Source organism: Anaeromyxobacter paludicola (assembly GCF_023169965.1).
Lineage (GTDB): Bacteria > Myxococcota > Myxococcia > Myxococcales > Anaeromyxobacteraceae > Anaeromyxobacter_B > Anaeromyxobacter_B paludicola.
Genome location: NZ_AP025592.1, coordinates 2,895,578 through 2,919,503 on the forward strand (window position 1 = coordinate 2,895,578; position 23,926 = coordinate 2,919,503).

The 23,926-nt window shown below is 73.3% G+C and carries 23 protein-coding genes; 10 read left to right on the top strand and 13 right to left on the bottom strand.

Translation table 11 applies throughout. From position 1 onward, the window contains the following. Positions 1-35: 35 nt before the first annotated feature. The 3 genes from AMPC_RS13105 to AMPC_RS13115 all read left to right on the top strand — a co-directional run bounded on the left by AMPC_RS13105 (position 36) and on the right by AMPC_RS13115 (position 2,549). Positions 36-242: a DUF2997 domain-containing protein gene (locus AMPC_RS13105; RefSeq protein ID WP_248341624.1), complete on the top strand. Its 207-nt coding sequence runs from the start codon at positions 36-38 to the stop codon at positions 240-242. Positions 243-696: 454 nt separating this feature from the next. Then, a complete protein-coding gene (locus AMPC_RS13110; protein WP_248341628.1) occupies positions 697-1,545 on the top strand; it encodes an HNH endonuclease in 849 nt (282 codons plus the stop codon). Positions 1,546-1,790: 245 nt separating this feature from the next. Then, complete coding sequence (locus tag AMPC_RS13115) at positions 1,791-2,549, top strand: Mut7-C ubiquitin/RNAse domain-containing protein (protein WP_248341630.1); 759 nt, start codon at positions 1,791-1,793, stop codon at positions 2,547-2,549. Positions 2,550-2,592: 43 nt separating this feature from the next. Here AMPC_RS13115 and AMPC_RS13120 read toward each other — a convergent pair whose 3' ends face one another. Both AMPC_RS13120 and AMPC_RS13125 read right to left on the bottom strand, forming a co-directional pair. Then, positions 2,593-4,077 (bottom strand): YihY/virulence factor BrkB family protein, encoded by a 1,485-nt coding sequence (locus AMPC_RS13120; RefSeq protein WP_248341631.1) that lies wholly within the window; start codon positions 4,075-4,077, stop codon positions 2,593-2,595. Between the two features lie 108 nt (positions 4,078-4,185). After that, the gene (locus AMPC_RS13125) at positions 4,186-4,389 is read right to left on the bottom strand and encodes a cold-shock protein (RefSeq protein WP_248341632.1); all 204 of its coding nucleotides are present in this window, start codon (positions 4,387-4,389) and stop codon (positions 4,186-4,188) included. A gap of 276 nt (positions 4,390-4,665) precedes the next feature. Here AMPC_RS13125 and AMPC_RS13130 point away from each other — a divergent pair, with 276 nt between their 5' ends. Then, entirely contained in the window at positions 4,666-5,154 is a 489-nt protein-coding gene (locus AMPC_RS13130; RefSeq protein WP_248341633.1) for a VOC family protein, read from the top strand. Positions 5,155-5,191: 37 nt separating this feature from the next. On the opposite strand, the gene AMPC_RS13135 is transcribed toward AMPC_RS13130, so the two are convergent. Continuing rightward, the gene (locus AMPC_RS13135; RefSeq protein ID WP_248341635.1) at positions 5,192-5,851 is read right to left on the bottom strand and encodes a 4Fe-4S cluster-binding domain-containing protein; all 660 of its coding nucleotides are present in this window, start codon (positions 5,849-5,851) and stop codon (positions 5,192-5,194) included. Between the two features lie 118 nt (positions 5,852-5,969). On the opposite strand from AMPC_RS13135, the gene tkt reads away from it, so the two are divergent. Then, a complete protein-coding gene (gene tkt / locus AMPC_RS13140) occupies positions 5,970-7,943 on the top strand; it encodes a transketolase (RefSeq protein ID WP_248341637.1) in 1,974 nt (657 codons plus the stop codon). Between the two features lie 96 nt (positions 7,944-8,039). Here the strand turns inward: tkt and AMPC_RS13145 are convergent, their stop codons facing one another. The 3 genes from AMPC_RS13145 to AMPC_RS13155 form a co-directional block, all read right to left on the bottom strand. Then, positions 8,040-8,390, bottom strand: a complete 351-nt coding sequence (locus AMPC_RS13145) for a LuxR C-terminal-related transcriptional regulator (protein WP_248341638.1) — start codon at positions 8,388-8,390, stop codon at positions 8,040-8,042. 425 nt (positions 8,391-8,815) lie between these two features. Continuing rightward, on the bottom strand, positions 8,816-10,204 hold the full coding sequence (locus AMPC_RS13150) for a S1 family peptidase (RefSeq protein WP_248341640.1): 1,389 nt from the start codon (positions 10,202-10,204) through the stop codon (positions 8,816-8,818). Between the two features lie 178 nt (positions 10,205-10,382). After that, complete coding sequence (locus tag AMPC_RS13155) at positions 10,383-11,339, bottom strand: ABC transporter substrate-binding protein (protein ID WP_248341641.1); 957 nt, start codon at positions 11,337-11,339, stop codon at positions 10,383-10,385. Between the two features lie 46 nt (positions 11,340-11,385). Between AMPC_RS13155 and AMPC_RS13160 the strand changes: the two genes are divergently transcribed. From AMPC_RS13160 to AMPC_RS13170, 3 genes are all read left to right on the top strand, one after another. Then, a complete protein-coding gene (locus tag AMPC_RS13160; RefSeq protein WP_248341642.1) occupies positions 11,386-13,098 on the top strand; it encodes an NAD+ synthase in 1,713 nt (570 codons plus the stop codon). A gap of 38 nt (positions 13,099-13,136) precedes the next feature. Then, a complete protein-coding gene (locus AMPC_RS13165; protein ID WP_248341643.1) occupies positions 13,137-13,904 on the top strand; it encodes a polyphosphate kinase 2 family protein in 768 nt (255 codons plus the stop codon). Positions 13,905-13,990: 86 nt separating this feature from the next. Next, positions 13,991-14,446: a hypothetical protein gene (locus AMPC_RS13170; RefSeq protein ID WP_248341645.1), complete on the top strand. Its 456-nt coding sequence runs from the start codon at positions 13,991-13,993 to the stop codon at positions 14,444-14,446. Positions 14,447-14,560: 114 nt separating this feature from the next. On the opposite strand, the gene frr is transcribed toward AMPC_RS13170, so the two are convergent. The 7 genes from frr to bcp form a co-directional block, all read right to left on the bottom strand. Further along, entirely contained in the window at positions 14,561-15,124 is a 564-nt protein-coding gene (gene frr, locus AMPC_RS13175) for a ribosome recycling factor (RefSeq protein ID WP_248341646.1), read from the bottom strand. A gap of 52 nt (positions 15,125-15,176) precedes the next feature. Beyond that, positions 15,177-15,929 (bottom strand): UMP kinase, encoded by a 753-nt coding sequence (pyrH, locus tag AMPC_RS13180; RefSeq protein WP_248341654.1) that lies wholly within the window; start codon positions 15,927-15,929, stop codon positions 15,177-15,179. A gap of 33 nt (positions 15,930-15,962) precedes the next feature. Further along, positions 15,963-17,546: a polynucleotide adenylyltransferase PcnB gene (gene pcnB, locus AMPC_RS13185; RefSeq protein ID WP_248341663.1), complete on the bottom strand. Its 1,584-nt coding sequence runs from the start codon at positions 17,544-17,546 to the stop codon at positions 15,963-15,965. Positions 17,547-17,687: 141 nt separating this feature from the next. Next, positions 17,688-18,545 (bottom strand): ribonuclease HII, encoded by an 858-nt coding sequence (locus AMPC_RS13190; protein ID WP_248346320.1) that lies wholly within the window; start codon positions 18,543-18,545, stop codon positions 17,688-17,690. A gap of 34 nt (positions 18,546-18,579) precedes the next feature. Next, positions 18,580-19,416, bottom strand: coding sequence for a bifunctional DNA-formamidopyrimidine glycosylase/DNA-(apurinic or apyrimidinic site) lyase (gene mutM, locus AMPC_RS13195; RefSeq protein ID WP_248341673.1), 837 nt, complete (start codon positions 19,414-19,416; stop codon positions 18,580-18,582). Between the two features lie 189 nt (positions 19,417-19,605). Then, positions 19,606-20,940: an RsmB/NOP family class I SAM-dependent RNA methyltransferase gene (locus AMPC_RS13200; RefSeq protein WP_248341675.1), complete on the bottom strand. Its 1,335-nt coding sequence runs from the start codon at positions 20,938-20,940 to the stop codon at positions 19,606-19,608. Between the two features lie 104 nt (positions 20,941-21,044). Then, complete coding sequence (gene bcp / locus AMPC_RS13205; RefSeq protein ID WP_318654300.1) at positions 21,045-21,614, bottom strand: thioredoxin-dependent thiol peroxidase; 570 nt, start codon at positions 21,612-21,614, stop codon at positions 21,045-21,047. Here bcp and AMPC_RS13210 point away from each other — a divergent pair. Together AMPC_RS13210 and rpsB are read left to right on the top strand one after the other, a co-directional pair. Beyond that, entirely contained in the window at positions 21,570-22,604 is a 1,035-nt protein-coding gene (locus AMPC_RS13210) for a competence protein CoiA family protein (protein WP_248341688.1), read from the top strand. The genes bcp and AMPC_RS13210 overlap by 45 nt on opposite strands. Positions 22,605-22,923: 319 nt before the next feature. Beyond that, the gene (rpsB, locus tag AMPC_RS13215; RefSeq protein ID WP_248346322.1) at positions 22,924-23,868 is read left to right on the top strand and encodes a 30S ribosomal protein S2; all 945 of its coding nucleotides are present in this window, start codon (positions 22,924-22,926) and stop codon (positions 23,866-23,868) included. Positions 23,869-23,926 lie beyond the last annotated feature (58 nt).

A 23,926-nucleotide genomic window follows, 5' to 3' on the forward strand; every position in this document is an offset into this window, starting at 1 on the left:
CGCGGGCTTAGGGCTTCGGGCGAAGTGGAGGCAGCGTGGCGACCAAGGTGGAGATCGAGGTGGAGATCGACCCGCAGGGGAACGTGAAGCTCACCACGCGGGGACTCAAGGGGCAGAGCTGCCTCAAGCAGACGGAGCAGCTCGAGAAGGCCCTTGGGAAGGTGGCCGCCCGAGAGAAGACGCGGGAGTTCTACGAGCAGCCGGTCAGCGGGGCGACGACGGGGGTGAAGAGGGGGTGGTGAGGGGGCGCGGGCTTTCGGACTACGAATCCTAGGGGCAGAGGTGCCTCCGCTTCCTTCAGCGGGCGAGCCAGCACAGGAACTTTCTGGAATGCCTGGCCCTTCTTTGTTGGGCTCAACGAGCGCAGGTAGCAACGGTGTAGCAAGCGCCATCTCTTCAGCGCTCGCTCCTGCGACGCAGGATCCGCCGCCGCGCTCCAATTGGTCGCCGCGCTACCGCCAGGGAGAAGCGCCGCCGCAGAACGAAGGAGACGGGGATCCGGTAGAGCGGCGTCGTGCCTCCGCCGCACGCGACGATCCGACTCGACCGCCGCGATGGCTGCGCTATTCTACGCGCTGCGCCATGCAATACTGGTGGGTCAACCAGAAGCAGACGCACCGCCATGAGCTAGGCGGTGGGTACCTGTGGTCGCCGAAGCGCAGGGCGGATGGGGCACGCAATCAGTTCTACGAGAACATGCGGATCGTCGCGCCGGGCGACGTCGTGTTCTCATATTGGGAAGGCGCGGTACGCGCTTACGGGACGATCTGCTCGTTCGGCTACGATGCTCCCAAACCATCGGAGTTCGGCGACGCTGGGCGGAGCTGGAGTCAGATCGGCTTCAGGGTCGACGTCGAGTATGCACGGTTGCAGCACCCCGTCCTTCCTCGGGCGTCATGGGACCGCATCCAGCCCCTCCTCCCCGACCGGTACTCACCGCTCAACGCTGCGAACGGGAAGGGGCTTCAGTCTGTCTACCTCGCGGCCTTGTCGGATGAGTTCGGGCGCGTGCTCTGGTCGCTCATCGAAGCGTCTGGCAACCCGCTGCCTGCAAGGGACCCGAAGAAGCCTCTCATCATCTCGGCGGAGGAACCAGAGCGAGAGCTTTGGGAGCGCCATCTCGTCGATGACATCGAGAAGGCATCACTCAGTTCGACTGAACGCGAGGCAGTGATCAAGGCTCGTCGCGGCCAGGGGCTGTTTCGCAGCAACGTGGCATCGATGGAGCAGGAGTGCCGGATCACTCATGTCACAAACCCGGCGTACCTGATCGCAAGCCACATCAAGCCTTGGCGGCACGCTTCTAACGCGGAGCGACTGAGCTCGCACAACGGGCTCATGCTGGCACCTACGGCGGACTTTCTGTTCGACCGAGGCTTCATCTCCTTCGGCGAAGGACGGCTTCTAGTTTCGCCCGTTGCGGATGAAAGGGCGCTCGTGAAGCTCGGAATAGACCCCGATCGGCCTCCGAATGTCGGAACGTTTTCAAAGCAGCAAGACGCGTTCCTTGACTTCCACAGGAAGGAGATCTTCCGGGCCGCGTAGGGGATCGGGCCGGCGTCATTAGCGCGCAGCACCACCAATGCGGCACGCTGGTGCCGGCTTCTGGCCTGGAAGGAGCCGTTGCCTCCGCTGCGTGGCCACAAGGTCCAGGTCGCGCTCCTCGGCCTGGTCCACTGGAAGAGCGTTCATCTGTCGTTCACTAAATCGGCGGCCTACGAAATCGGAGGCCCCCCACGCGAACCATCCAGCGGGCATGATGGGCCGCGCCTCACTAAGCCTTGGGGCCGATGCCCCACGCCCACCTCCGCCTCTACGCCGAGCTGAACGACTTCCTCCCTCCCTCGAAGCGTTTCGTCTCCTTCGACCACCCCTTCCACGGCCACCCCTCCGTGAAGGACGTCATCGAAGCCCTCGGCGTCCCCCACACCGAGGTGGACCTGGTCCTCGCCGACGGCGAACCGGTGGACTTCTCCTGGCGCCTCCACGACGGCGCGCGCGTGGCGGTCTACCCGGTCTTCGAGGCCATCGACATCGCGCCCGTCACCCACGTCCGCCCGGCCCCGCTGCGGGAGGTCCGCTTCGTCCTCGACGGCCACCTGGGCCGGCTGGCGCGGCACCTGCGCATGCTGGGCTTCGACACCGCCTGGCGTAACGACGCGCCCGATGACGAGCTGGCCCGAATCTCGGCCGAGGAGCACCGCATCCTCCTCACCCGCGACCGCGGCCTCCTCAAGCGTCGCATCGTGACCCACGGCTACCTGGTCCGAGCTTCGGACCCGCGCGAGCAGCTCACGGAGGTCCTGCGCCGCCTCGACCTCCACGGCGCCATCGCCCCCTTCCGCCGCTGCCTGCGCTGCAACGGGCTCCTCGAGCCGGTCGCCAAGGCAAAGGTCGAGTCCGCGCTACCGCCGGCGGTCCGCCGCGAGCACGAAGACTTCCGCCGCTGCGATTCCTGCGGCCGCGTCTACTGGGCGGGCTCGCACCACCGCCGGATGACGCAGCTCGTCTCCGAGCTGCTCGCCGAGCGGCGCGCCGAGGCGCCCTGAGGCCACCACCAGCGGCGTCGCTGGGAGCTCGACCCTCCGCCCCTCACTTGGCGTCCATCACCGGCCGCTGCGTCGCCACGGGCGGCGCCTTCGCGACCGGTGGCGTGCGGGCCGCGACGGCCCTCCCCTCGTCCACGTCCCCCACCATCCCGGCCAGCTCCCGCAGGCTCACGTCGTGCGGCGACCGGCGCCGGTCCTCCTCGCCGCCTCGCAGCACACGCGCGAGCTCCGGCCCGAGCCGCGCCTCGAGCTCCGCCCGCACGGCGTCGGCCTGCGGCTCCATCCTCAGTGCATCCTTGAGATCGCTCACCCGGATCCGGTCGAGGTCCCGGCCCGGCAGGTAGCCCACCGCGCCTCCGACGTCGGCCCGCGCCAGCAGCCCTGCGCGCACCAGCGCCTGCAGGGTCTCCTCGATGGCGAGCGCGGGCACGTCCACCAGCTCCGAGAGGCGCGCCTGCGCCCGCCACGGCCCGCCGCGCAGGAACTCGCGCGCGACGTGCGCCCCGACCACCACCGCCAGCGTCTCGCGCAACGCCTGGTCGGCCTGCTGCGCCCGCAGCCGCTGCCGCACCAGCCCCTCGTTCTGGTGGCTCGCGGCCACCTGCGCGCCGACGAGCACCACGAGCCACGACACGTAGGTCCAGACGAGGAAGATCGGCAGCGCGCTCAGGACGGAGTAGAGGGCGTTGTAGCTCGACACGCCGACCTGGAGCTGCACGTACAGGACGAGCGCCACCTGCCAGAGCACGGCGGCGACGAGCGCGCCGATGGCGCAGGAGAGCCGCCGGGTCCGCACGTTGGGCAGGATGAGGTAGAGCGCGAAGAACGCGACGCCGACCACGGCCACCGAGGTGAAGCGGAGCAGGAAGTCGATCACCGCGCCGATCCCGGACACGTCGCGGAGGAACTCCACCACCCGCGAGCTCTGCGCGGCGGTCGCGGCGGTGCCGGCGGCGAGGATGAGCAGCGGCGTGGTGACGAGCAGGGTGACGTAGTCGGTCACCTGCCGCAGCAGCGTGCGCCGCGTCTTGGCGCCCCAGATGTCGTTGAGCGTGTCCTCGACCGACGAGAGCAGGCTCACGCTGGTGTAGAGCAGGATGAGCAGCCCCACCGCGCCGAGCGTGGAGAAGTTGGTCCGCTGGACGAACTGCAGGATCTTCTCGGTGGCCCCGAGCAGCGCGGGGTTGTCGCCGAAGGTCTGGTGCAGGTAGGGCCGGACGCTCTTCTCGATGAAGCTCTCGTACGCCCCGAACCCCTTCAGGATGGCGAAGGCGAAGGCGAGGAAGGGCACGATCGAGAGGACGCTGTAGTAGGTCAGCGCCGCGGCCCGGACGGTGATCCGGTTCGAGAAGAAGCCCTGGAAGCCGGAGTAGAGGACGCGGCTCCCGCGGTAGAGTAGCCGCTGCCAGCCGCGCAGGTCGGCGACGCGCACGGCCCAGATGCGCACGCGGAAGAAGGCCTGGGCGCGAGCCAGCGGCGAGCGCTCGTCTTCCCGCTCGCTGGGAGTCCTGTCGGGGCGGGCTGCCACCTCCTGAACTTGCGCCCGGCGGCGCCTCGCCGCACGCCTGCCCCCAGAACGCAAGAAGCCCCGACTCCGTGAGGGGCCGGGGCTTCCTGTTCGATCGATGCGGGTCGGCTAGACCGGGCGGACGTTCGCCGCCTGCAGGCCCTTCGGGCCCTTGGTCACGTCGAACTCCACCTTCTGGCCCTCGGCCAGGGTGCGGAACCCGTCGGCCTGGATCGCGGTGTGGTGGCAGAACACATCCTCGCCACCGCTATCCTGGGTGATGAAACCAAAGCCCTTCGCATCGTTGAACCACTTCACCGTACCAGTAGCCATTTTGAACCGTGTACTCGTTTCTTCTCTGTGTTCTGGGGCGGCGAAGATGGCCGCCCTGCCTCGCCCCGGAGTCGGAGCGAGAGGCGATGCGTCTACACGGATCGCCCGGCGGCGTCCAGCGCACGCCCCAAGGGTCTTCGGTGCAAATCCTGCCGATCCGGCGTCATCGCGCCGCCGCTGCTCGGGATTTCGGCGAAAACGTGCGTGAACGCATGGGGTCGATCTCGCGCGCGCCGCCGCCTAGACAGAGGGGCGCGGCGCCAGCCCGAGGAGCCCATGCCCACCCTCCGCACCAAGATCACCCCTCACCTCTGGTTCGCGAAGGGAGCGGCCGAGGCGGCGCGGTTCTACGCCTCGCTCTTCCCCGATTCCCACGTCGATCAGGTCACGCCGATCCCGGTGGACACCCCGAGCGGCCCGGCCAACTCGGTGCAGATCGTCTCCTTCACCCTCGCCGGCCAGCCGTTCGTCGCCATCGACGCCGGCCCGCTCGACCCCTTCAACCACGCCATCTCCTTCGTGGTGAGCTGCGCCGATCAGGCGGAGGTCGATCACTACTGGAACGCCTTCGCCGATGGCGGGCAGCCCGAGCGCTGCGGCTGGGTGCGGGACCGCTTCGGCGTCTACTGGCAGGTGGTGCCGGACGCCCTGGGCGAGCTCATGCAGCGCGCCGACACGGCGGGCGGGAAGCGCGTGATGCAGGCCATGCTCGGCATGCAGAAGCTCGACGTCGCCGGCCTCCAGCGCGCGTACGAGGGGACCTGACGAGCCGGCGCGGGGCACCGGCCCCAAGGCGAAGCTTTCAGCGAGGGTCGATGCCCTCCGGCCACCCGTTCACGAACACGCGCCCGTCCGGCCCGATCCGCACCTCCACCGTCCGCGCGAGCTCCCCCGGCGGCGCCCGCTCGACGCCGGGCGCGTACCTCGCGGTGAGGAAGTGGAACCGCTGGTTCTCCGATCCGACCCAGCGGCGCGACCGCTCGGGCCGCGCCCGGTCGAAGGGCCCGTCCACGAGGAGGTCGGTCGCGGCGAGGAGCGCGGCCACCCCGGCGTCGCCCGCGGCCCGCGCCTGCAGCGCCTCGAGCGCGTGGCCGGTGAAGACCATCACCGAGAGCCCGAGCCCCCGGGCGGCCCGGCAGAGCGCGGCGGCGGGCGCGGCCTGCTCGAAAGGCTCGCCGCCGAGCAGCGTCAGCCCATCGAGCCCACCCTTCCCTACCTCTCGCGCCAGCTCCCGGGCGAGCGCCTGCACCGTCACCCGCTCCCCGCCGCGCGGGTCGAAGAGGTGCGGGTTGCAGCACCCGGCGCAGCGCAGCGCGCACCCCTGCAGCCAGACCGCGTACCGGCTCCCGGGCCCCTCGGCCTCGGTGCGCGCCACCCGGTGGCCGATCCGGAGCGCGGGCGCGTCGGGCGGCCGCGGGACGGCGCTGGCCCTGCGGGCGAGCGGGGGGCGGGAAGAAGTCACGCCAGCAGATGGTACACCCCCTTGATCTCGCCCTCCCCGTGGGCGACATTTCGCCCTTCCCAGCTTCCTCCCCCGCTCTTCGACGGAGAGATCCCTCTTGGCTTCACCCAGCGCAGACTTGACCCGGCTTTGCGTCAACACCATCCGCATGCTGGCCGCCGACGGCGTGCAGAAGGCGAACAGCGGCCACCCCGGCATGCCCATGGGCTGCGCCGACCTGGCGCACGTCCTCTGGACCCGTCACCTGCGCTTCGATCCCAAGGAGCCGCGCTGGCTGGGGCGCGACCGGTTCGTGCTCTCCGCCGGGCACGGGTCGATGCTGCTCTACAGCCTGCTCCACCTCGCCGGCTTCGACCTCAGCCTCGACGACCTCAAGAGCTTCCGCCAGCTCCACTCGCGGACGGCGGGCCACCCGGAGTTCGGCTACGCCCCCGGCATCGAGGTCACCTCCGGGCCGCTCGGCCAGGGCTTCGCCAACGGCGTGGGCATGGCGCTCGGCCAGGCGATCCTCTCCGCCCGGCTCGGCCCCGGCAACCCGGCCGCCGACCACTTCGTCTACGCCATCGTCTCCGACGGCGACCTGATGGAGGGCGTGGCGGCCGAGGCGGCCAGCTTCGCCGGCCACATGAAGCTCGGCCGGCTCGTCTACCTGTACGACGACAACCAGATCACCATCGACGGCTCGACCGCCATCACCTTCGGCGGCGAGGACGTGACGAAGCGGTTCGAGGCCTACGGCTGGCACGTCCAGTCGGTGGACGGCCACGACCACGACGCGGTCCACCGGGCCATCGAGGCGGCCAAGGCGGAGCTCGGCAAGCCGAGCCTCATCCGCTGCCGCACCACCATCGGCTGGGGCTCGCCCGGCAAGGCGGGCAAGTCCTCCAGCCACGGCGCGCCGCTCGGCGAGGCGGAGCTCGAGGCCACCAAGAAGCACCTGGGCTGGCCGCTCGAGCCGCGCTTCCTCGTGCCCGACGAGGTCCGCGCCTTCTGGAAGGGCGTGCAGGCCGAGAAGGCCGCGCAGGTCGCGGCCGCGAAGCGGGACGAGGCGGCGTGGCGCGCCGCGCACGGCGAGCAGGCCGCGCTCCTCGACGCGCTCGTCACGCGCGCGCTGCCGGCCGACCTCCAGGCGAAGCTCCTCGAGGGCGCCGACCAGAACGACGCCACGCGCAAGCTCTCGCACGCCCTCATCCAGAAGGCGGCGGCGCTGGTCCCCTCGCTCATCGGCGGCTCCGCCGACCTGGCCGAGTCGAACCTCACCGAGATCAAGGGCGCGGGCGTGTTCGGGCCGCAGAACCCGGCCGCCCGCAACGTGCCCTACGGCATCCGCGAGCACGCCATGGGCGCCATCGCGAACGGCATGGCCTACGAGGGGTTCGCCATCCCCTTCACCGCCACCTTCCTCATCTTCTCCGACTACATGCGCCCGCCCATCCGGCTCGCGGCGCTGTCGCACCTCCAGTCGATCTACGTCTTCACGCACGACTCGATCTTCCTCGGCGAGGACGGGCCGACGCACCAGCCGGTGGAGCAGCTCACCACGCTGCGCGCCGTGCCGAACCTTCACGTGGTCCGCCCGGCCGACGGGCTCGAGACCGCCTGGGCCTGGGGCCACGCGCTCGAGCGGAAGGACGGGCCGACGGCGCTGGTCCTCACCCGCCAGAAGCCGGCCAAGGTGACCCGCGCCAGCTTCGACCCGGCGGCGGTCGGCCGCGGCGCCTACGTGGTCGCCGCTCCCGCCGGCGCCAGCTTCACGGTCCTCGCCACCGGCTCCGAGGTCGGCCTCGCGCAGGCGGCCCTGGAGCTCCTCGCGGCCAAGGGCGTGGTGGGGCGGCTCGTGTCGGTGCCGTGCCTCACCTGCTTCGAGGCGCAGCCGCAGTCCTACCGCGACGAGGTGCTGCCCCCGGGGCAGAAGGTGGCGGTGGTGGAGGCGGCGCGCGGCACCGAGTGGTGGCGCCACGCCGGCAAGGACGGGCTCGTCATCGGCATCGACCGCTTCGGCGCCTCGGCGCCGGAGAAGGCGCTCGCCGAGGAGTACGGCTTCACGCCGGCCAAGGTCGCCGAGAAGCTCGAGAGCTGGGTGGCGCGGTAGGCGCTCGCGAGGTGAGGGGGCCATGGCCCCCTCCAAGCAAAAGGGCGGCTCCGGGCTCGACCCGGGCCGCCCTTTTTCCAGGGAGAGGTCTGGAGGCTAGCGGAGGCCAGCCGCCGGCGAGCTCGCGCCGGGCTGCGTCTGGGCCTGCGGCTGCGCCGGGACGACCGGGCGCGGCTCGATGCGCTCGCCCTTGGCGAGCATCTTGAGCGAGAGCGAGAGCAGGCTGGCGAGGAGCTCGCCCGAGCCCGGCACGTCGAGCTTGCGGTAGATCCGCTTGCGGCGGGCTCGGATGGTCTCGGGCGACACGCCAGCGGCGGCCGCGGAGTCCTTGCAGGCGAAGCCCTGCGCGATGCGCAGCACCTCGGCGCGCTCGGCCGGCGTGAGCGTCGTGCCCTCCAGGAAGCGGGCGGCGAAGGGCGTGAGGACCTCGATATCGATCTGAGCCATCTCTTTTTCCTTCCCGACAAGGCCCGTTGTCTGGGCCAGCTTTCCGGGTCTGCCAAGCGGAGGGATCCCTACCGATCCCACGCCTGGCCGTCTTTTTCCCGGGCGTGAAGGACGATATGCACGCCCCGGCCGGTTGCCACCCCCTACGGATCACTTTCTCGTAAAGTCCCGCGGACCTTGGGCAAATGGGGTGGGTCCGGGGGCCTGGAACCCGGTTGGGCGGTCAGGCGGTCCGCTCCTGTGCCGATATAGGCCCTTATAGACCCTAATAGGACGCCCCTGATCGAGATCACGTACCTGGACCTACCTCACCCCCCCCTCGCCACGCGGCGCCATCGTTCGGAGACGCCGTGAAGCGCGGAGCGGCCGGCCCTCGGCCCTGACCGTCCGCGGGCGAGGCGCGGCGGCCGCGGCCGGAGCGGCCTCTACCGGTCCGCGCTCTCCGCCCGCGACGGCTCCGGCGCCATCAGGCCGGCGAGTCCTTGCAGGGCGCCGTCGGAGGCGAAGTCCACCGCCTGGAGCTGCTCGCGCTGCTCCTCCCGCCGCGCCCGGACCCGCTCGCCGATCGCCGAGGCGAGCGAGAACGACCGCGCCCGCTCCGCCGCCCGGTACTGCAGGACGGCGTCGAGCTGCCGCCAGAGCGAGTCGGCCAGCTCCCCGAGCTCCTGACCCAGCTCCGGCGACAGCGCCGAGCCGTACGCGGCCGGCTCGCCCTTCCCCGCCCGGAGCTGCAGCTCGCCCGCGCCGGCCGGGCTCTCGAGCTCGAAGGCGACGCGGGTGGAGAGCGGGAAGCCGGCGCCGAGCAGCCCGAACCTCACCGAGTCGCCCGCCGCCTCGGCGCGGACCATGCGGTCGGCGTACGGCAGCTCCGCCGCGCCGCCGCTGGCGCGCAGCGCCTCGAGCACGCGCGGGCGGTCGAGCGCCCCGTCCGCCAGCGCCGCCGCGCCGCGCCCCACCTCGAGCCGGTCGAGCAGCGGCCGGAGCTGGTCGATCGACACCACCACGTTCATCGCCTGCGCCCCCACGTAGCCCGCGTGGTAGACGCCGACCAGCTCGAGCTCGCCCGACTTGCAGGAGATGGCGAAGACCGGGCTCCCCGAGTTCCCGTTGTTGAGGAGCGCGTCCACGGTGAAGTCGTCGTGCGACCAGGCCCGCTCGTGATCGGCCTGGCCCACCGCCGTCACCCGGCCGGTGTTGGAGGCGGCGAAGGCCGCGAGCGGATAGCCGCGCACCTGCACCGCGTTCCCCACCTTGAGCGCCGCCGAGCGGCCGATCCGGTACGGCAGGATCCGCAGCGGCCGGCGCGACTTCAGCACCGCCATGTCGAGCGCCGGGTCCACCGCCGCGCGCACGAGCGGGATCTGGCCGGGCTCGTCGTCGTCCGACTCGCTCTGCACGATCCGCACGCTCTCCCGCACCTTCCGCGCGCCCGCCGGCACCCCCTCCACCTCGCTGCCCGGCCCGGTCACCTCCGGCGCCGCGGCCACGTGGGCGTTGGTGGCGAGGTACCACTCGCCGCCGGCGGCCTTGTACGCGAAGGCGGTGCCGTGGCGGACGTGGCGGAGGTAGGCGCGCCGGAGCTTCCCGCCCTTGCCGTAGTAGACGTGCTCGTAGATGGCGGTGGTCCGGACCAGGTAGGTGTAGCTCGCCTCGGCCGAGGCCTCGAAGGTCCGGATCTCCTGGCGCAGGGCGGAGTGGAAGTCGGCGTAGTCGCCGGAGCAGACCGGCCCTTGGCTCCGCGTCCGGCCCTCGACGCCGCCCGCGAGGGCGACGGCTGGGACGAGCGCGACGAGGAGCGAGGCGCGCACGTGCATGATTCCTCCGACCCGATGGCGAGTCTGTGCACGGTCCAGGCGAGCGGCCAGCCCCGCTACCCCGGGACGGGCCGCGGGGCGCGCAGGTCCAAAAATGGGGAGCCGACCCCGGAGGTCGTGGACGCGCCCTGGCGGAGGCCGCGGCGCGGCGAGCGCGGCGCGCCCGAGGCGCTGGGCCTCAGGGCGCGCGCAGCGCGGGACGCAGGCGCGCCTTCTCCGCGGCGAGCCGGTCCCACTCCACCGCCAGGGAGCGCACGTTCCCGGCCGGGTGGACGCCCGGGGGGACCGGCGTGTCCGGCCGGAGCGGCAGGTACCCGGGCGCTCGCGCCGCGAGCAGCGCCTCCGCCTCGGGGCCCGCCAGGAACGCGAGCAGCTGCGCGGCGGGCGCGCTCGCCCGGCCGGGCGCGAGCAGCGCGACCGCGGTCGGGAGCACCACGCCGCCGTCGCCCTGCTGGTCCGGGTAGACCACCTCGAGCGCGTGCGCGCTCGCCGCGGCAGCGGCCGCCTCCTCCGAACCGACGAGCCCCACCGACGCCGCGCCGCGCGCGACCCGCTCCTTCACCTCGGCGTCGGAGGCGACGAGCTGCGGCTCGGCCCGCGCGAGGAGCCGCAGGAACTTCTCCACGCTCTGCGGGCCGTAGGCGAGCGAGAGCGCGGCGAGCCACGACGGGCCGTCGCCCTGCGAGAGCGGCACCAGGGCCTGGCGGCCGGCGAGGCGGCGATCGGCGAGGTCGCGCAGGTTGCGCGGCTCGAACGGCAGCGGGCCCGGGCCGAGGAGGAGCACCGCGCCGCGGGCGCAGAGCGGCACGAACCGGCGGCCCGGGTCCTTCCAGGCGTCGTCCACGTCGGGCTGCGGCGGCGCGGCGCCGGGGACGAGGAGCGCGCCGTCCTCCAGGGCGGCCGCGGGATCGGCGAACCACCCCAGCTCGGCCTCGGCCGGGCGCGCCACCCGGACGACCCGCGCGATCCCGCGCCGCGCCGCCGCGTCGGCCACGGCCCGCGCCGCGGCGTCGCTCACGCCGGCGTAGAGCCGCACCTCCGGCAGCGCCGGCGCGGGCTTGCCGGGGCAGCCGGCGAGGAGGCAGAGCGCGAGCGCGGCGAGCGCGCCCGGGAGGGCGGAGGTGCGGGTGGTCATGTCGGAAATGCTCGCGCGGAGAGCGGGATGGTAGCATCTTCGAACCGTGCCGCCGACCGTCATCGCGCTCGCCCAGATCAACACCACCGTGGGCGACTTCGCGGGGAACTCCGCCAAGATCCGCGCCCAGGTGGAGCGGGCCCGCGCCCAGGGCGCCAAGCTCGTGGTCTTCCCGGAGCTGGCCCTCTCGGGCTATCCGCCCCGCGACTTCCTCGACATGCCCGAGTTCCTGGCCCGCGCCGCCCGCGCGCTCGCCGAGCTCGCCCAGCCGGCCGAGTGGTCGCGCGGCGTGGCGGTGGTGGTCGGGTTCCCGGAGGGCGCCGCCGACGCGCCGCCGCCCTCGGTCTACAACAGCGCCGCGCTCATCGAGGGCGGGCGGGTGGCGGCGGTGGGGCGCAAGTCCCTCCTGCCCACCTACGACGTCTTCGACGAGGCCCGCTACTTCGTGCCGGCCGGCGAGAGCACCTCGGCCGAGTCGCCGGCGCTCGGCGCGCGGCTCGGGCTCTCGATCTGCGAGGACATCTGGAACGACAAGCGGTTCTGGGTGAAGCCGCGCTACGAGCGCGACCCGCTCGACGAGCTGCGCGGGCAGGGCGCGGGGCTCATCCTCAACATCTCCGCCTCGCCCTACTCGCTCGGCAAGCCGGCGCTGCGGGAGCGGATGCTCTCCTCGGCGGCGCGCCGGCACGGCGTGCCCATCGCCTACGTGAACCAGGTGGGCGGCAACGACTCGCTCGTCTTCGACGGCGCCTCGATGCTGGTCGGCCAGGACGGCGCGGTGCTGGCCCGGGCGCCGCTCTTCGAGGAGGCGCTGCTCGTGGCCGATCTCGAGACCGGCCGCGCCACCGTGGAGGAGGAGCCGGGCCGGCCGCGACCGCCCGCGGCGCCGCCGCGCGCCCGCGACCCCGAGGCCGAGGCGGAGGAGCTCTTCCGGGCGCTCTCGCTCGGCGTGCGCGACTACGTCCGCAAGTGCGGCTTCAAGAGCGCGGTCATCGGCCTCTCGGGCGGCATCGACAGCGCCCTCACCGCCTGCCTCGCCGCCGACGCCCTCGGGCGCGAGAACGTGCTCGGCGTGGCCATGCCCTCGCGCTACAGCTCGCAGCACTCGCGCGACGACGCCCGCGCCCTCGCGGCCAACCTCGGCGTCCGCTTCGAGGAGGTGGCCATCGAGCCGATGCACGCCGCCTACCTCGCGCAGCTCGAGCAGGTGCTCGGGGGGCCGCTCGGCGACCTCGCCGCGCAGAACGTCCAGGCCCGCATCCGCGGCCAGATCCTGATGGCGCTCTCGAACGAGCTCGGCGGGCTCGTGCTCTCCACCGGCAACAAGAGCGAGCTCGCCGTCGGCTACTGCACGCTCTACGGCGACATGGCGGGCGGCCTCGCCGCCATCGGCGACCTCCCCAAGACGCTCGTCTACCAGGTGGCCCGCGCCGCCAACCGCCGCGCCGGCCGCGAGCTCATCCCGGAGAACACCTTCACGAAGCCGCCCTCGGCCGAGCTCAAGCCCGACCAGACCGACCAGGACACGCTGCCGTCCTACGACGAGCTCGACGACATCCTCGCGGCGCACATCGAGGAGCGGCTCCCGTTCGACACCATCGTGGCCCGCGGCCACCGGCCGGAGACGGTGAGGCGGGTGCTCCGGATGGTGATCATGAGCGAGTACAAGCGGCGCCAGGCGGCGCCGGTGCTCAAGGTCACCGCCAAGGCCTTCGGAGAGGGGCGCCGCTTCCCCATCGCGCACGGCTACCGCTACTGACGAGAGGCGCCGGCGCCGCCGGCGGGAGGCGTCCCAGGATGGCCAGGAAGGACCGCGTCGAGCACGCCTACGGGTTCGAGGTCTACGCGCCGGGCACCCTGACGCTCGACGGGGTGAAGCTCTCGAGGAAGGTGGACGAGGAGAGCTATGAGCAGGAGGTGGGCGCGCTGCAGAAGCGCGCCTACGGCCTGCAGATCGAGAACTTCCTCCAGCGGCGCCGCGCCATCGTGGTCTTCGAGGGCTGGGACGCCGCGGGCAAGGGCGGGGCCATCAAGCGGCTCACCGCGCTCATGGACCCGCGCGGCTACAAGGTGTGGCCCATCGCCGCGCCGCGCGACGCCGAGAAGCGGCACCACTACCTGTGGCGCTTCTGGCAGCGGCTCCCGGAGGACGGCGAGCTCGCGGTCTTCGACCGGAGCTGGTACGGGCGGGTGCTGGTGGAGCGGGTCGAGGGGTTCGCGAAGAAGGCGGAGTGGCGCCGCGCCTACGACGAGATCAACGCCTTCGAGCGGATGCTCACCGACGACGGCATCCGGATCCTGAAGATCTTCCTGCACATCGACCGCAGGACGCAGCTCGAGCGGTTCGAGCGGCGCGAGACCGACAAGCTCCGGCGCTACAAGCTCTCCGAGGAGGACTGGCGCAACCGCAAGCGCTGGAAGGCCTACGCCAAGGCCATCCAGGAGATGCTCGACCGCACCCACCGGCCCGACGCGCCCTGGAAGGTGATCCCGGGCGACGACAAGCGGTTCGCGCGGCTCGAGGTGCTGCGGGCGGTCATCGCCCTGCTCGAGCAGGAGGGGTAGCGCCCTCCGGACCGGGGGGCGGCCCGCCTCTCCCGGGCACCTCGATGCGGCGTGCGCCGTCGGGGCCGGCCGGTTAACGGACCGGCATGCCCTTCCTCCTCCGGCTGCTGCACGTGCTCAGCATGGCGGCCTGGCTCGGCGCGGCCATCTACGTGCCGGGCGACGTCCGCCGCACCCTCGCGCTCGGCCCGCCGCACACCGTGCCGCTCCTGGCCCGGGTGCGCGCCGCGCTCCGGCTCGACCTCGCCGCCGGCGTCGCCACCGTGCTCACCGGCGTGCTCCTCGCCTCCCCGCTCGGGCAGGTGGGCGGCATCGGCGCCGGGGTGATCGTGGGCACGCTGCTCGGGCTGCTCCTGCTCGGGCTCGTCGCCGGCGTGCTCATGCCGGCCTGGAAGAAGATCGAGCTCGCCATCGAGTCGGGCGGCGGCACGGCCGGCACCGAGGGCGCGGTGAAGCGGCTCGCCGCGCTCGGCGGCGTGGCGCACCTGATCTGGCTGCTGGCGCTCGTCGCGATGCTCTGGGCGGCGCATGGGTTCGCGTAGCGATCGGCGCCGTCTCGGCACCTGCTGGTCGCCGCCCTCGCGGTGACCTCATCCCCGCTCCCGCGACAGCGGGGGAGGGACAGGGAGGGGGCGCTGCGCAGAGAGGCTTCCGCCTCAGATCTGCATCACTTCCTTGTCCTTCGCGGCGACGATCTCGTCGACCTTCTTCACGCCCTCGTCGGTCTCCTTCTGGACCTTCTCGAGCGCCTTCTTGGCCTCGTCCGCGGCGACGTCGCCGTCCTTCTCGGCGGCCTCGAGCAGCTCCTTCGCGTCGCGCCGCTCGTTGCGGATGGCGAGCTTGTACTCCTCGCCCTTCTGCTTCACCTGCTTCACGATCTCCTTGCGGCGCTCTTCCGTCAGCGCGGGCACGGGGACGCGGACCAGGTCCTTGTCGCTCATCGGGTTGAGGCCGAGGTTGGCGTCGCGGATCGCCTTCTCGATGGGCGGGATCATGTTCTTCTCCCACGGCTTCACGACGATGAGGCGGGCGTCGGGCGTGGAGAGCGTCGCGACCTGCGCGAGCGGCGTGGGGGTGCCGTAGTAGTCCACCCGCACGTTGTCGAGCAGGTGCAGGCTGGCCCGGCCGGTGCGGATGGTCGTGAGGTCCTGCCGGAAGGCGTCGAGGCTCTTGGCGATGCGGCCGTGCAGGTCCTTCAGGATGTCGTCGGCAACGCTCATAGGGTGGGGCTCCCCTCTCTCGGGTGCGAAGGCGTGCGGCGCCGCGGAGGCGCTACGTGGCGGTGGCGCGCGGACCGGTGCCGCCGACCGTGGTGCCGATCTCCTCCCCGAGCACCACCCGGCGCACGTTGCCGTGCTGGGTGGAGTCGAAGACGACGATGGGCAGGTCGTTGTCCATGCAGAGGCTGATGGCGGTGGAGTCCATCACCTTCAGGTTCCGCTTGAGGACGTCGATGTAGGCGAGGTGCTTGAACTTCACCGCAGCCGGGTTCTTCTTCGGGTCCTCGGTGTAGACGCCGTCCACCTTGGTCGCCTTCATGAGCACGTCCGCGTGGATCTCCATGGCGCGGAGCGAGGCGGCGGTGTCGGTGGTGAAGTACGGGTTGCCGGTGCCGGCCGCGAAGATCACCACGCGGCCCTTCTCGAGGTGGCGGATGGCGCGGCGGCGGATGTAGGGCTCGGCGACCTGGTGCATCTCGATGGCCGACTGCACCCGGGTGTCCACGCCGATCTTCTCGAGCGCGTCCTGCAGCGCCATGGCGTTGATGACCGTGGCGAGCATGCCCATGTAGTCGGCGCTCGACCGGTCCATGCCCTCGGTGGCGCCGGAGACGCCCCGGAAGATGTTGCCGCCGCCGATGACCAGGGCCAGCTCGACGCCCAGGTCCACCACGTCCTTCACGTCCTGCGCGATGGTGGTGAGGACCTTGGGCGAGATCCCGCCCTTGCCGTCCCCCATCAGCATCTCACCGGAAAGCTTCAGGAGGATGCGCTTGTAGCGCGGCGTCGGCTTTTCGGTCGGCATGGTCGCGGTTTGTACCGAAGGGTGAGGGGGTGGTCAAGGCGACGGCGGCGGGCCGCCCGCGTCCGCGGCGCCGCGGCGGCGGCGGCGGCGACCACCCCGGCGGCGGCGCCGCCGGCGCGAGTGGGCGTCGCCCTCGGCCGCGGCTTCGGCCGGACCGGGTCCGGGCGCTCCCGCCTCGTTGGCGGCAGCCCCGATGGTCACTTCCTGGATGATCGTCTCGCCGCCGGCGGGAGCGGCCGCCGGGCCGTGGTGCCCGCGCCGGCCGTGGCTCCGGCCGCGGCGGGGCTCCCCCTCGCGCTCGGCCTGCCGGGGCTCGGCCTCGCCGGACGGGGCGGTCGCGCCGTCGGCGGACGGGCGCCAGCGCGCGAGCTCGTCGGCGCCCTCGCCGGTCGCCTTCACGGCGATCTCGAGGAGCTGCACGGCGTCGAGGAAGTAGGACTGGCCCGCGATCCCGCCCGAGCGGCGGCGGCGGCGGCGCGGCGGGCCCTTGAGCACCCGCTGCGACGAGAGGGCGAGCTTGGCCCGCTCGGCGATCTTGCGCGGCAGGCGCGAGCCGGTGACGAGCTCGCGCAGGAGCTCGTCCTGGGCGGCGAGCGGCCCGCCGGGCGCGTCCTCGGGCCCGCGCACCGGCGCGAGCAGGGTGCCGAGCAGCACCGCCTCGGAGACCTCGGCGCCGGACCGGACCAGCTCGTCCAGCGCGGCGAGGTGGGCCTGGGCGCGGCGGCGGCCGTCCTCGGGGAGCGCGTCGATGGCGCTCGAGACCGCCGGGAGCACCACCGGCAGCGCGCCGGCCGCGCGGAGCAGCTCGAAGGCGCGGGCCGAGGCGCCGCAGCGGAGGATCTTGAAGATCTCCTCGAGCACGCGCGGCGCGGCGCAGCGGGCGATCTCCTTCGCGTAGCGGCGCATCGCCTCGAAGGTGTCGGGGGCGATGGTGAAGCCGAGCCGGGCGGCGAAGCGGATGGCGCGCAGCGCGCGGACCGGATCCTCGCGCATGCGGATGTCGGGGTCGCCGATGGTGGCGATGCGGTGCGCCTCGAGGTCGGCGCGGCCGCCCACGTGGTCGATCACCTCGCCGGCGGCGCAGTCGTAGAAGAGGCCGTTCACCGTGAAGTCGCGGCGGCGGGCGTCCTCCTCGGCCGTGCCGAAGACGTTGTCGCGGGTGATGAGGAGGTCGCCGTCCTCCGGCAGGTCCTCCACCTGGTCGGTGGGGTTGGCGCGGAAGGTCGCGACCTCGAGCACCTTCCCGCCGCGGAAGTAGACGTGCGCGAGCCGGAAGCGGCGGCCGATGAGCCGGCAGTTGCGGAAGATCGCCCGCACCTCGCCGGGGTGGGCGCTCGTCGCGATGTCGAAGTCCTTCGGCTTCTTGTCGAGCAGGACGTCGCGGACGCAGCCGCCGACGAGATAGGCCTGGTGGCCCATGTGCCGGAGGCGGAAGATGACCTTCAGCGCGTCGGGGTCGAGCCGATCGGCCGGGATCTCGGGCGGGTGCTCCGGATCGGGGACGGGCGGGTCGAGCGCCAGCCCTGGGAGCGGGCCTCGAGAGGGTTCGTCGTGGGGGAAGTCGCTCGCGTCGGCGAGCTGGGCGCGGTCCGTACGGGGAGATGAATGCTGTCGCATAGGAGCCGGATCGGGGGGCGGGGCCGCGGGAAATCCGCAGCTCGAATGGCCGCACCTGCACCGTCGGGCCTGACCTCTGGTCCCCACTTCTAGCCCTCGGGGGCCGCCCCGTCAAATGGCTTATCCAGCCGGATCGGGGGGTTAGCCCTCGCCCGCCGCGTCTTTCGGCGGCGCGAACAGCTCCTCCTGCACCGGCTCCAGCCCGAGGGCCTGCCGCACCGGCGCGAACGACCGCCGGTGGATCGGGCAGGCGCCGAGGGACTCGAGCGCCCGGAAGTGCTCGGCGGTCGGGTACCCCTTGTGACGGGCGAAGCCGTAGCCCGGGTGGACGCGGTCGAGGTCGGCCATGAGCGCGTCGCGGGTGGTCTTGGCGAGGATGCTGGCCGCCGCGATGGTGAGCGAGAGCGCGTCGCCGTGGATGATGCCGTCCTGCGGGATCTTCAGCTCCGGCAGCTTGCGGGCGTCGATGAGGAGGTGCTCGGGGACGACCGGGAGCCCCTGCACCGCCCGGCGCATCGAGAGCAGGCTGGCGCGGTAGATGTTGATCGTGTCGATCTCCTCGACGCTCGCCATCCCCACCGCCCAGCAGACCGCGGCCGCCTTCACCTCGGCGGCGAGCCGCTCCCGCTCCGCGGCGTCCAGCTGCTTCGAGTCGTCGATGCCCCGGGGCCGGAAGTCGCGCGGCAGGATGACGGCGGCCGAGACCACCGGGCCGGCGAGCGGCGCGACGCCGGCCTCGTCCACGCCGGCGATGCGGGTGACGCCGGCGGCCCAGAGCCGGCTCTCCCACTCGAGCAGGTGGCGCAGCCGCTGCCCCTCGGCGCGGTTCTCCCGGCGGCGCTTCAGGATGGCGTCGTAGACCGCCCGGGCGCCGGCCCGCGCGTCGGCCGCGAGCGCCGCCTCGCACTCGGCGGTGAGCGGGCGGTCCTGGCCGAGGAAGTGGATGCGCAGCTCGGCGACGCTCATGCGGGCGAGGCGGTCGGGGGTCATCGCGGGCAGCGCCTGTGAGGGGGGCTCTTCACGGGCGCCGAGTCTACCGCTGGCACCGGGGGCAGTAGAAGGTGGAGCGCTGCGCCTGGACGGCGCGGACGATCCGGGCCCGCCGGCAGCGCGGGCAGGGCTCGCCCGCCTTGCCGTAGACGAGGAACGGGTTCTCGGCGCCCGGCTCCTCGACGTAGGTGATCTCCGGCCCCTCCTGCCGGCGGAGGCTCTCCTCCATGGCCGCCACCACCGCGCCCGCGAGCCGCCTCACCTCGGCCGGCGTGAGGTCGCGGGCCGCGCGGCGCGGGTCGATGCGGGCGCGGAAGAGCGCCTCGCTCGCGTAGATGTTCCCCACCCCGGCGAGCAGCGACTGATCGAGGAGCGCCACCTTCACCGGGCGCCGCGAGCGCGAGAGGGCCGCGCCGAGCGCCGCCGGGTCCACGCCGTCGCGGAGCGGGTCGGGGCCGAGCGCCGAGAGCTCCGGCACCGCGTCGAAGCGGGCGCCCGGGACGAGCCGGAGCCGCCCGAAGAGGCGCGGGTCGCGGAAGTGGAGCACCGCGCCCGTGTCGAGCCGGAGCCGGGCGCGCGAGTGCGACGGGGGCTCCTCGCCGGGGCGGCGCCGCAGCCACTTGCCGGTCATGCCGAGGTGGGCGAGGACGCCGAGAGGGCCCGCCTTCGCGGCCGCGTCGAGGGTGAGGAGGAGCTGCTTGCCGTGCCGGTCCACCCGGGTGATTCGCCGCCCGGCGAGCGCGGCCGCGAACGCCTCCGGGGCGCCGGGCCGGAAGACGCGCGCCGCCCGGGGATCGGTCTCCACCGCCTCGATGCGCCGCCCCCGCGTCCAGCGGCGCAGGTTGCGGGCGGCGATCTCGACCTCGGGGAGCTCGGGCATGCCTCAGCTCCTCGAGTCCCGCCGGAATGCACCGGTCACCCGCTGGCCGCCCCTCCCCCGCCCTCCCCGCCCGAGCGGGGAGGGAGCGCAGCGCGGCGGCCTCTGGATGCCGGCCGCGAGCGCCTCTTCCCCTCTCCCGCGAAGCGGGGGAGGAACAGGGAGGGGGCGGTGGGGGACGTGCGGCACGGCTCACTTCTCCCGCTGGAAGAGCGCCATGAAGAAGCCGTCGGTGCCGTGCCGGTGGGGGTAGAGCTGCAGCCGGTTGCCGTCGGCGCCGAGCGCGGCGGCGCGCTCCGCCCCGAGCGTCTCCGAGAGCGGCACGGGGACGAGGCCGGGGGCGGCGGTGGCGAGGAAGTCGGCCACCTCGTCGTTCTCGGTCCGGCCGAGAGAGCAGGTGGCGTAGACCAGCCGGCCGCCCGGCTTGAGGAGCTTCGCGCAGCGGACCGCGATCGACCGCTGCAGCCCGGCGAAGCGGGCCGGGTCCTCGGGGCGGAGCCGCCAGCGGGCGTCGGGCTTGCGGCGGAGCGTGCCGAGGCCGCTGCAGGGCGCGTCCACGAGGACCCGCTCGGCCTTGCCGGCGAGATCCTTCAGCGCCTCGTCGGCGGTCTCGTCGGGCGGGATGGCCCGGTCGCGCAGGTTGTGGACGCCGGCGCGGCGGGCGCGGCGCTTCGCCTCCTCGAGCCGCTCGGCGTCGGGGTCGAGCGCGAGGAGCGAGCCCTTGTTGCGCATCTCCATCGCGAGCGCGAGCGACTTGCCGCCCGCGCCGGCGCAGGCGTCCACCACCAGCTTGTGGTTGGGTCGGGCGCCGAGGGCGAGCGCGATGAGCTGGCTCCCCTCGTCCTGGATCTCGAAGTGCCCCTCCTGGAAGGCCCGCAGGGCGAAGGCGTTGGCGTGGCCGTCGAGCGTGAGCCCCCAGGGCGAGTGGGGCGTGGGCGTGGACTCGACCCCCTCCTCGGCGAGCCGCGCCTGCAGGTCCTCGCGCGGGCCGCGCAGGAGGTTCGCGCGGACGGTGAGCGGCGCGCGCTCGTTCATCGCCTTGCCGAGCCGGACCGCCTCGTCCAGGCCGAGCTCCGCCGCGAACCGCTCCGCGATCCAGCGCGGCAGCGAGGCCTCGACGGCGAAGCGCGAGAGCGGATCGGCGAGCGCGGCGATGGCCTTGCCGGCCGCCTCCACCGGCGCGAGCTCGCGGCGCGGGACGCCGAGCCGCTTCGCCGCCGCGTCGAGCGGGGCGGCGCCGCTGCGGGCGAGCCAGGCCGCGTAGGCGAGCGAGAGCGCCGGGCGGGCGCGGGCCGCCTCGCCGGGGAGCGCGCCGGTGAGGACGAAGTCGAGCTGCCCCTGGGCGCGGATGAGCCCGTACACCGACTCGGCGGCGGCGCGCCGCTCCACCGCGTAGAGCCGCTTCTCGCGCCGGAGCACCCGCTCCAGCGCCCGGTCGGCGAGCCAGCCCTGGTCGCGGACCAGGCCGTACACCTCGAGGACGACGGCGTCGACGAGGTCGGTGCGGAGCGCGCGGGAGGTGGCCATGCGCGCTGTCTAACACGGATGCGAACGGGAGCAGCGGGGGCGGCGCTGGCCACCCCTCCCCCGCCCTCCCCGCCGCGGCGGGGAGGGAGAGCCCCGGGGCCCGGCTACAGCGCAGCGAGCACGTCCGCGACGTGCCCCTCCACCTTCACCTTCCGGAAGGCCTCCTCGACCTCGCCGTCCTTGCCGATGACGAAGGTGCTCCGCTCCACCCCCATCACCTTCTTGCCGTACATGTTCTTCTCCTTCCAGACGCCGTAGGCGCGCAGCACCTCGGCCTCGGGGTCGGAGAGGAGGTGGAACGGGAGCTGCTGCTTCTCCTTGAACCGGGCGAGCGCCGCGGGGGAGTCGCGGGAGACCCCGAGCACCACGGCCTTCTTCTTCTGGAACGCGCCGACCTCGTCACGGAAGTCGAGGGCCTCGCGGGTTCAGCCGGAGGTGCCGGCCTTCGAATAGAAGAACAGCACCACGCGCTTGCCGCGCAGTCCCGAGAGCGACACCTGCTCGCCCGCCTCGTCGGTGAGCGTGAAGTCCGGGGCCTTCGAGCCCTTCTCGACCGCCATCGTTCCCTCCTCGGCGCCTGGCCGCTCGCCCGCTCCACGGGCGCCCGCCCGGGGAGATAGACTCCGCCCGTGCCTCGCGCAACGCGACCTCGACACGGAAACGCCCGCCAACATCACCCGCTCCGTCGCGAGGTCCCGCTGGCCGCCCCTCCCCAGCCCTCCCCGCCCGAGCGGGGAGGGAGCGCCGCGAGAGCGGGCCCCGCCCCCGAGGTCCAGCTCGCCTGGGCGCGCGACCGGGACGGCCGCAAGGTCCACGTCGCCGCGCTCGACCCGAAGCGCCGGCGCGACCGCGCCCCCTTCGCCTGCCTCGGCTGCGGCGATCCGCTCATCCCGCACCTCGGCGAGCAGCGCGCGCGCCACTTCGCGCACGAGCCCGGGTCGCGCTGCCCCCTCACCGCGCCCGAGACCGCCCTCCACCTCAACGTGAAGGAGCGGCTGCTCTGGCTCTGCGGCGAGGCCTTCGCCGGGCGGCTGCGGGTGGTGCTGGGCGCGCGCTGCCCGGGGTGCCGGCGCGAGGCGGCCGTCGAGCTCGCGGCGGCGGGGGACGGCGCGGTGGCGGAGGGGCTCGTGGGCTCGCACCGGGCCGACGTGCTCGTCACCCGCGCCGGGGCGCCGGCGCTGGCGCTCGAGGTGCTCGTCACCCACGCCGTGGACGCGGCCAAGGAGGCGGCCCTGGGGCGGCTCGCGGTGCCCGCCCTCGAGGTGGACGCCCACGAGGCCTGGGAGGAGGAGCGGGACGGCGCCACCTACGTCGTCGTGGCCCGCAGCCTCGGGGTGGCGCGCTGCGGGCGCTGCCAGCTCGGCGATCGGGCCGAGGCCGGCCGCGGCCAGGGGGGCGAGGAGGCGGAGCTGGCCGAGCTCGAGGCCTACCGCGCCCGCGGCCTCTTCGGCTCGCCGCCCGGCCCGACCGTGCCCGAGCCGCCTCCCCTCGCGGCACCGGACGGCGCCGCGTTCGCGCGCCGCTTCGAATGCCGGCGCTGCGGCGGGCGCGGGCTCGCGGTGTCGCCCCGGATCGCCCGGCACGGCTGCCCGGGGGCCGCCCCGCGTCCGGTCGCCTGGCGCGGGTACGACGGCGCCCTGGTCGAGCTGAAATGGTGGAAGTGACGGGGCGTTGCGAGACCGGGTGGCCTGTGTTAGATCACGGCGCCCCTCGGGGCAGGCCCGTGGTGTATCGCGAGCCTGGATGAGACCAGAACCGTCGTAAATTCACACACTTTCCCGCGGCGCACCCCGGTGCCCGCCGACCTCCGAGCGGACCTTCGGTCCCGAGGAGAGCGGCGGGTGGGACGAGCCGGCTTTCGGGAGAGTGGCGGACACCAACCGGAGAGACCACATGGAAACCCAGCAGAACCCCGCCGAGGGCGCCGTCCAGGCGCCTCCCCCCGCCGAGACCGCTCCCGCCGCCGAGGCCGCGCCCCAGACGATGGCGCAGGCCATGGAGCAGGGCGGCACCGCCATCACCATGAAGCAGCTGCTGGAGGCCGGCGTCCACTTCGGCCACCAGACCAAGCGCTGGAACCCGAAGATGAAGCCGTACATCTTCGGCGCCCGCAACGGCATCTACATCATCGACCTGCAGAAGACGGTCACCCTGGCCCGCAACGCCTTCCGGTTCGTCTCCGACACCGTGGCGCGCGGCGGCAAGGTGCTCTTCATCGGCACCAAGAAGCAGGCCCAGGACGCGGTCGCCGAGGAGGCCGCCCGCTGCGGCATGTTCTACGTGACCAACCGCTGGCTCGGCGGCACGCTCACCAACTTCAAGACCATCAAGAGCGGCATCGATCGGCTGAAGGAGATCGAGCGCCAGGCCAAGGACGGCACCTACGAGCGCCTCCCGAAGAAGGAAGTGGCCCAGCTCGAGCGCGAGCGCGAGAAGCTGGAGAAGAACCTCGGCGGCGTGAAGGAGCTCTCCCGCGTCCCCGCGGCCATCTTCATCATCGACCCGAAGAAGGAGCACATCGCCGTGCACGAGGCGAACCGCCTCGGCATCCCGGTGGTCGGCGTGGTGGACACCAACTGCGATCCCGAGGGGATCGACTACGTCATCCCGGGCAACGACGACGCCATCCGCTCCATCCGGCTCTTCACCGGGAAGGTGGCCGAGGCCTGCATCGAGGGCAGCCGCCGCTACAGCGCCTACGTGGCCGAGCACGGCACCCAGGAGACCGAGCAGAGCGACCGCGACGCCGCCAGCGAGCGCGGCGGCCGTGACCGTCGCGATCGCCGCGACCGCGGCGGCCGTGACCGCGGCCCGCGCCAGCCCCGCGAGGACCGCGGCGCCGCCAGCGCCAACGTCGAGGTGCTCCGCAAGGGCGAGGTGACCCCGGCCGCGCCGGTCGAGGCCGCCCCGGCCCCCGAGCAGAAGTAGCAGCCCGGAAGGTTCCCATTCCGGGGCGGGTCTCGGCGACGGGACCCGCCCCTTTTCC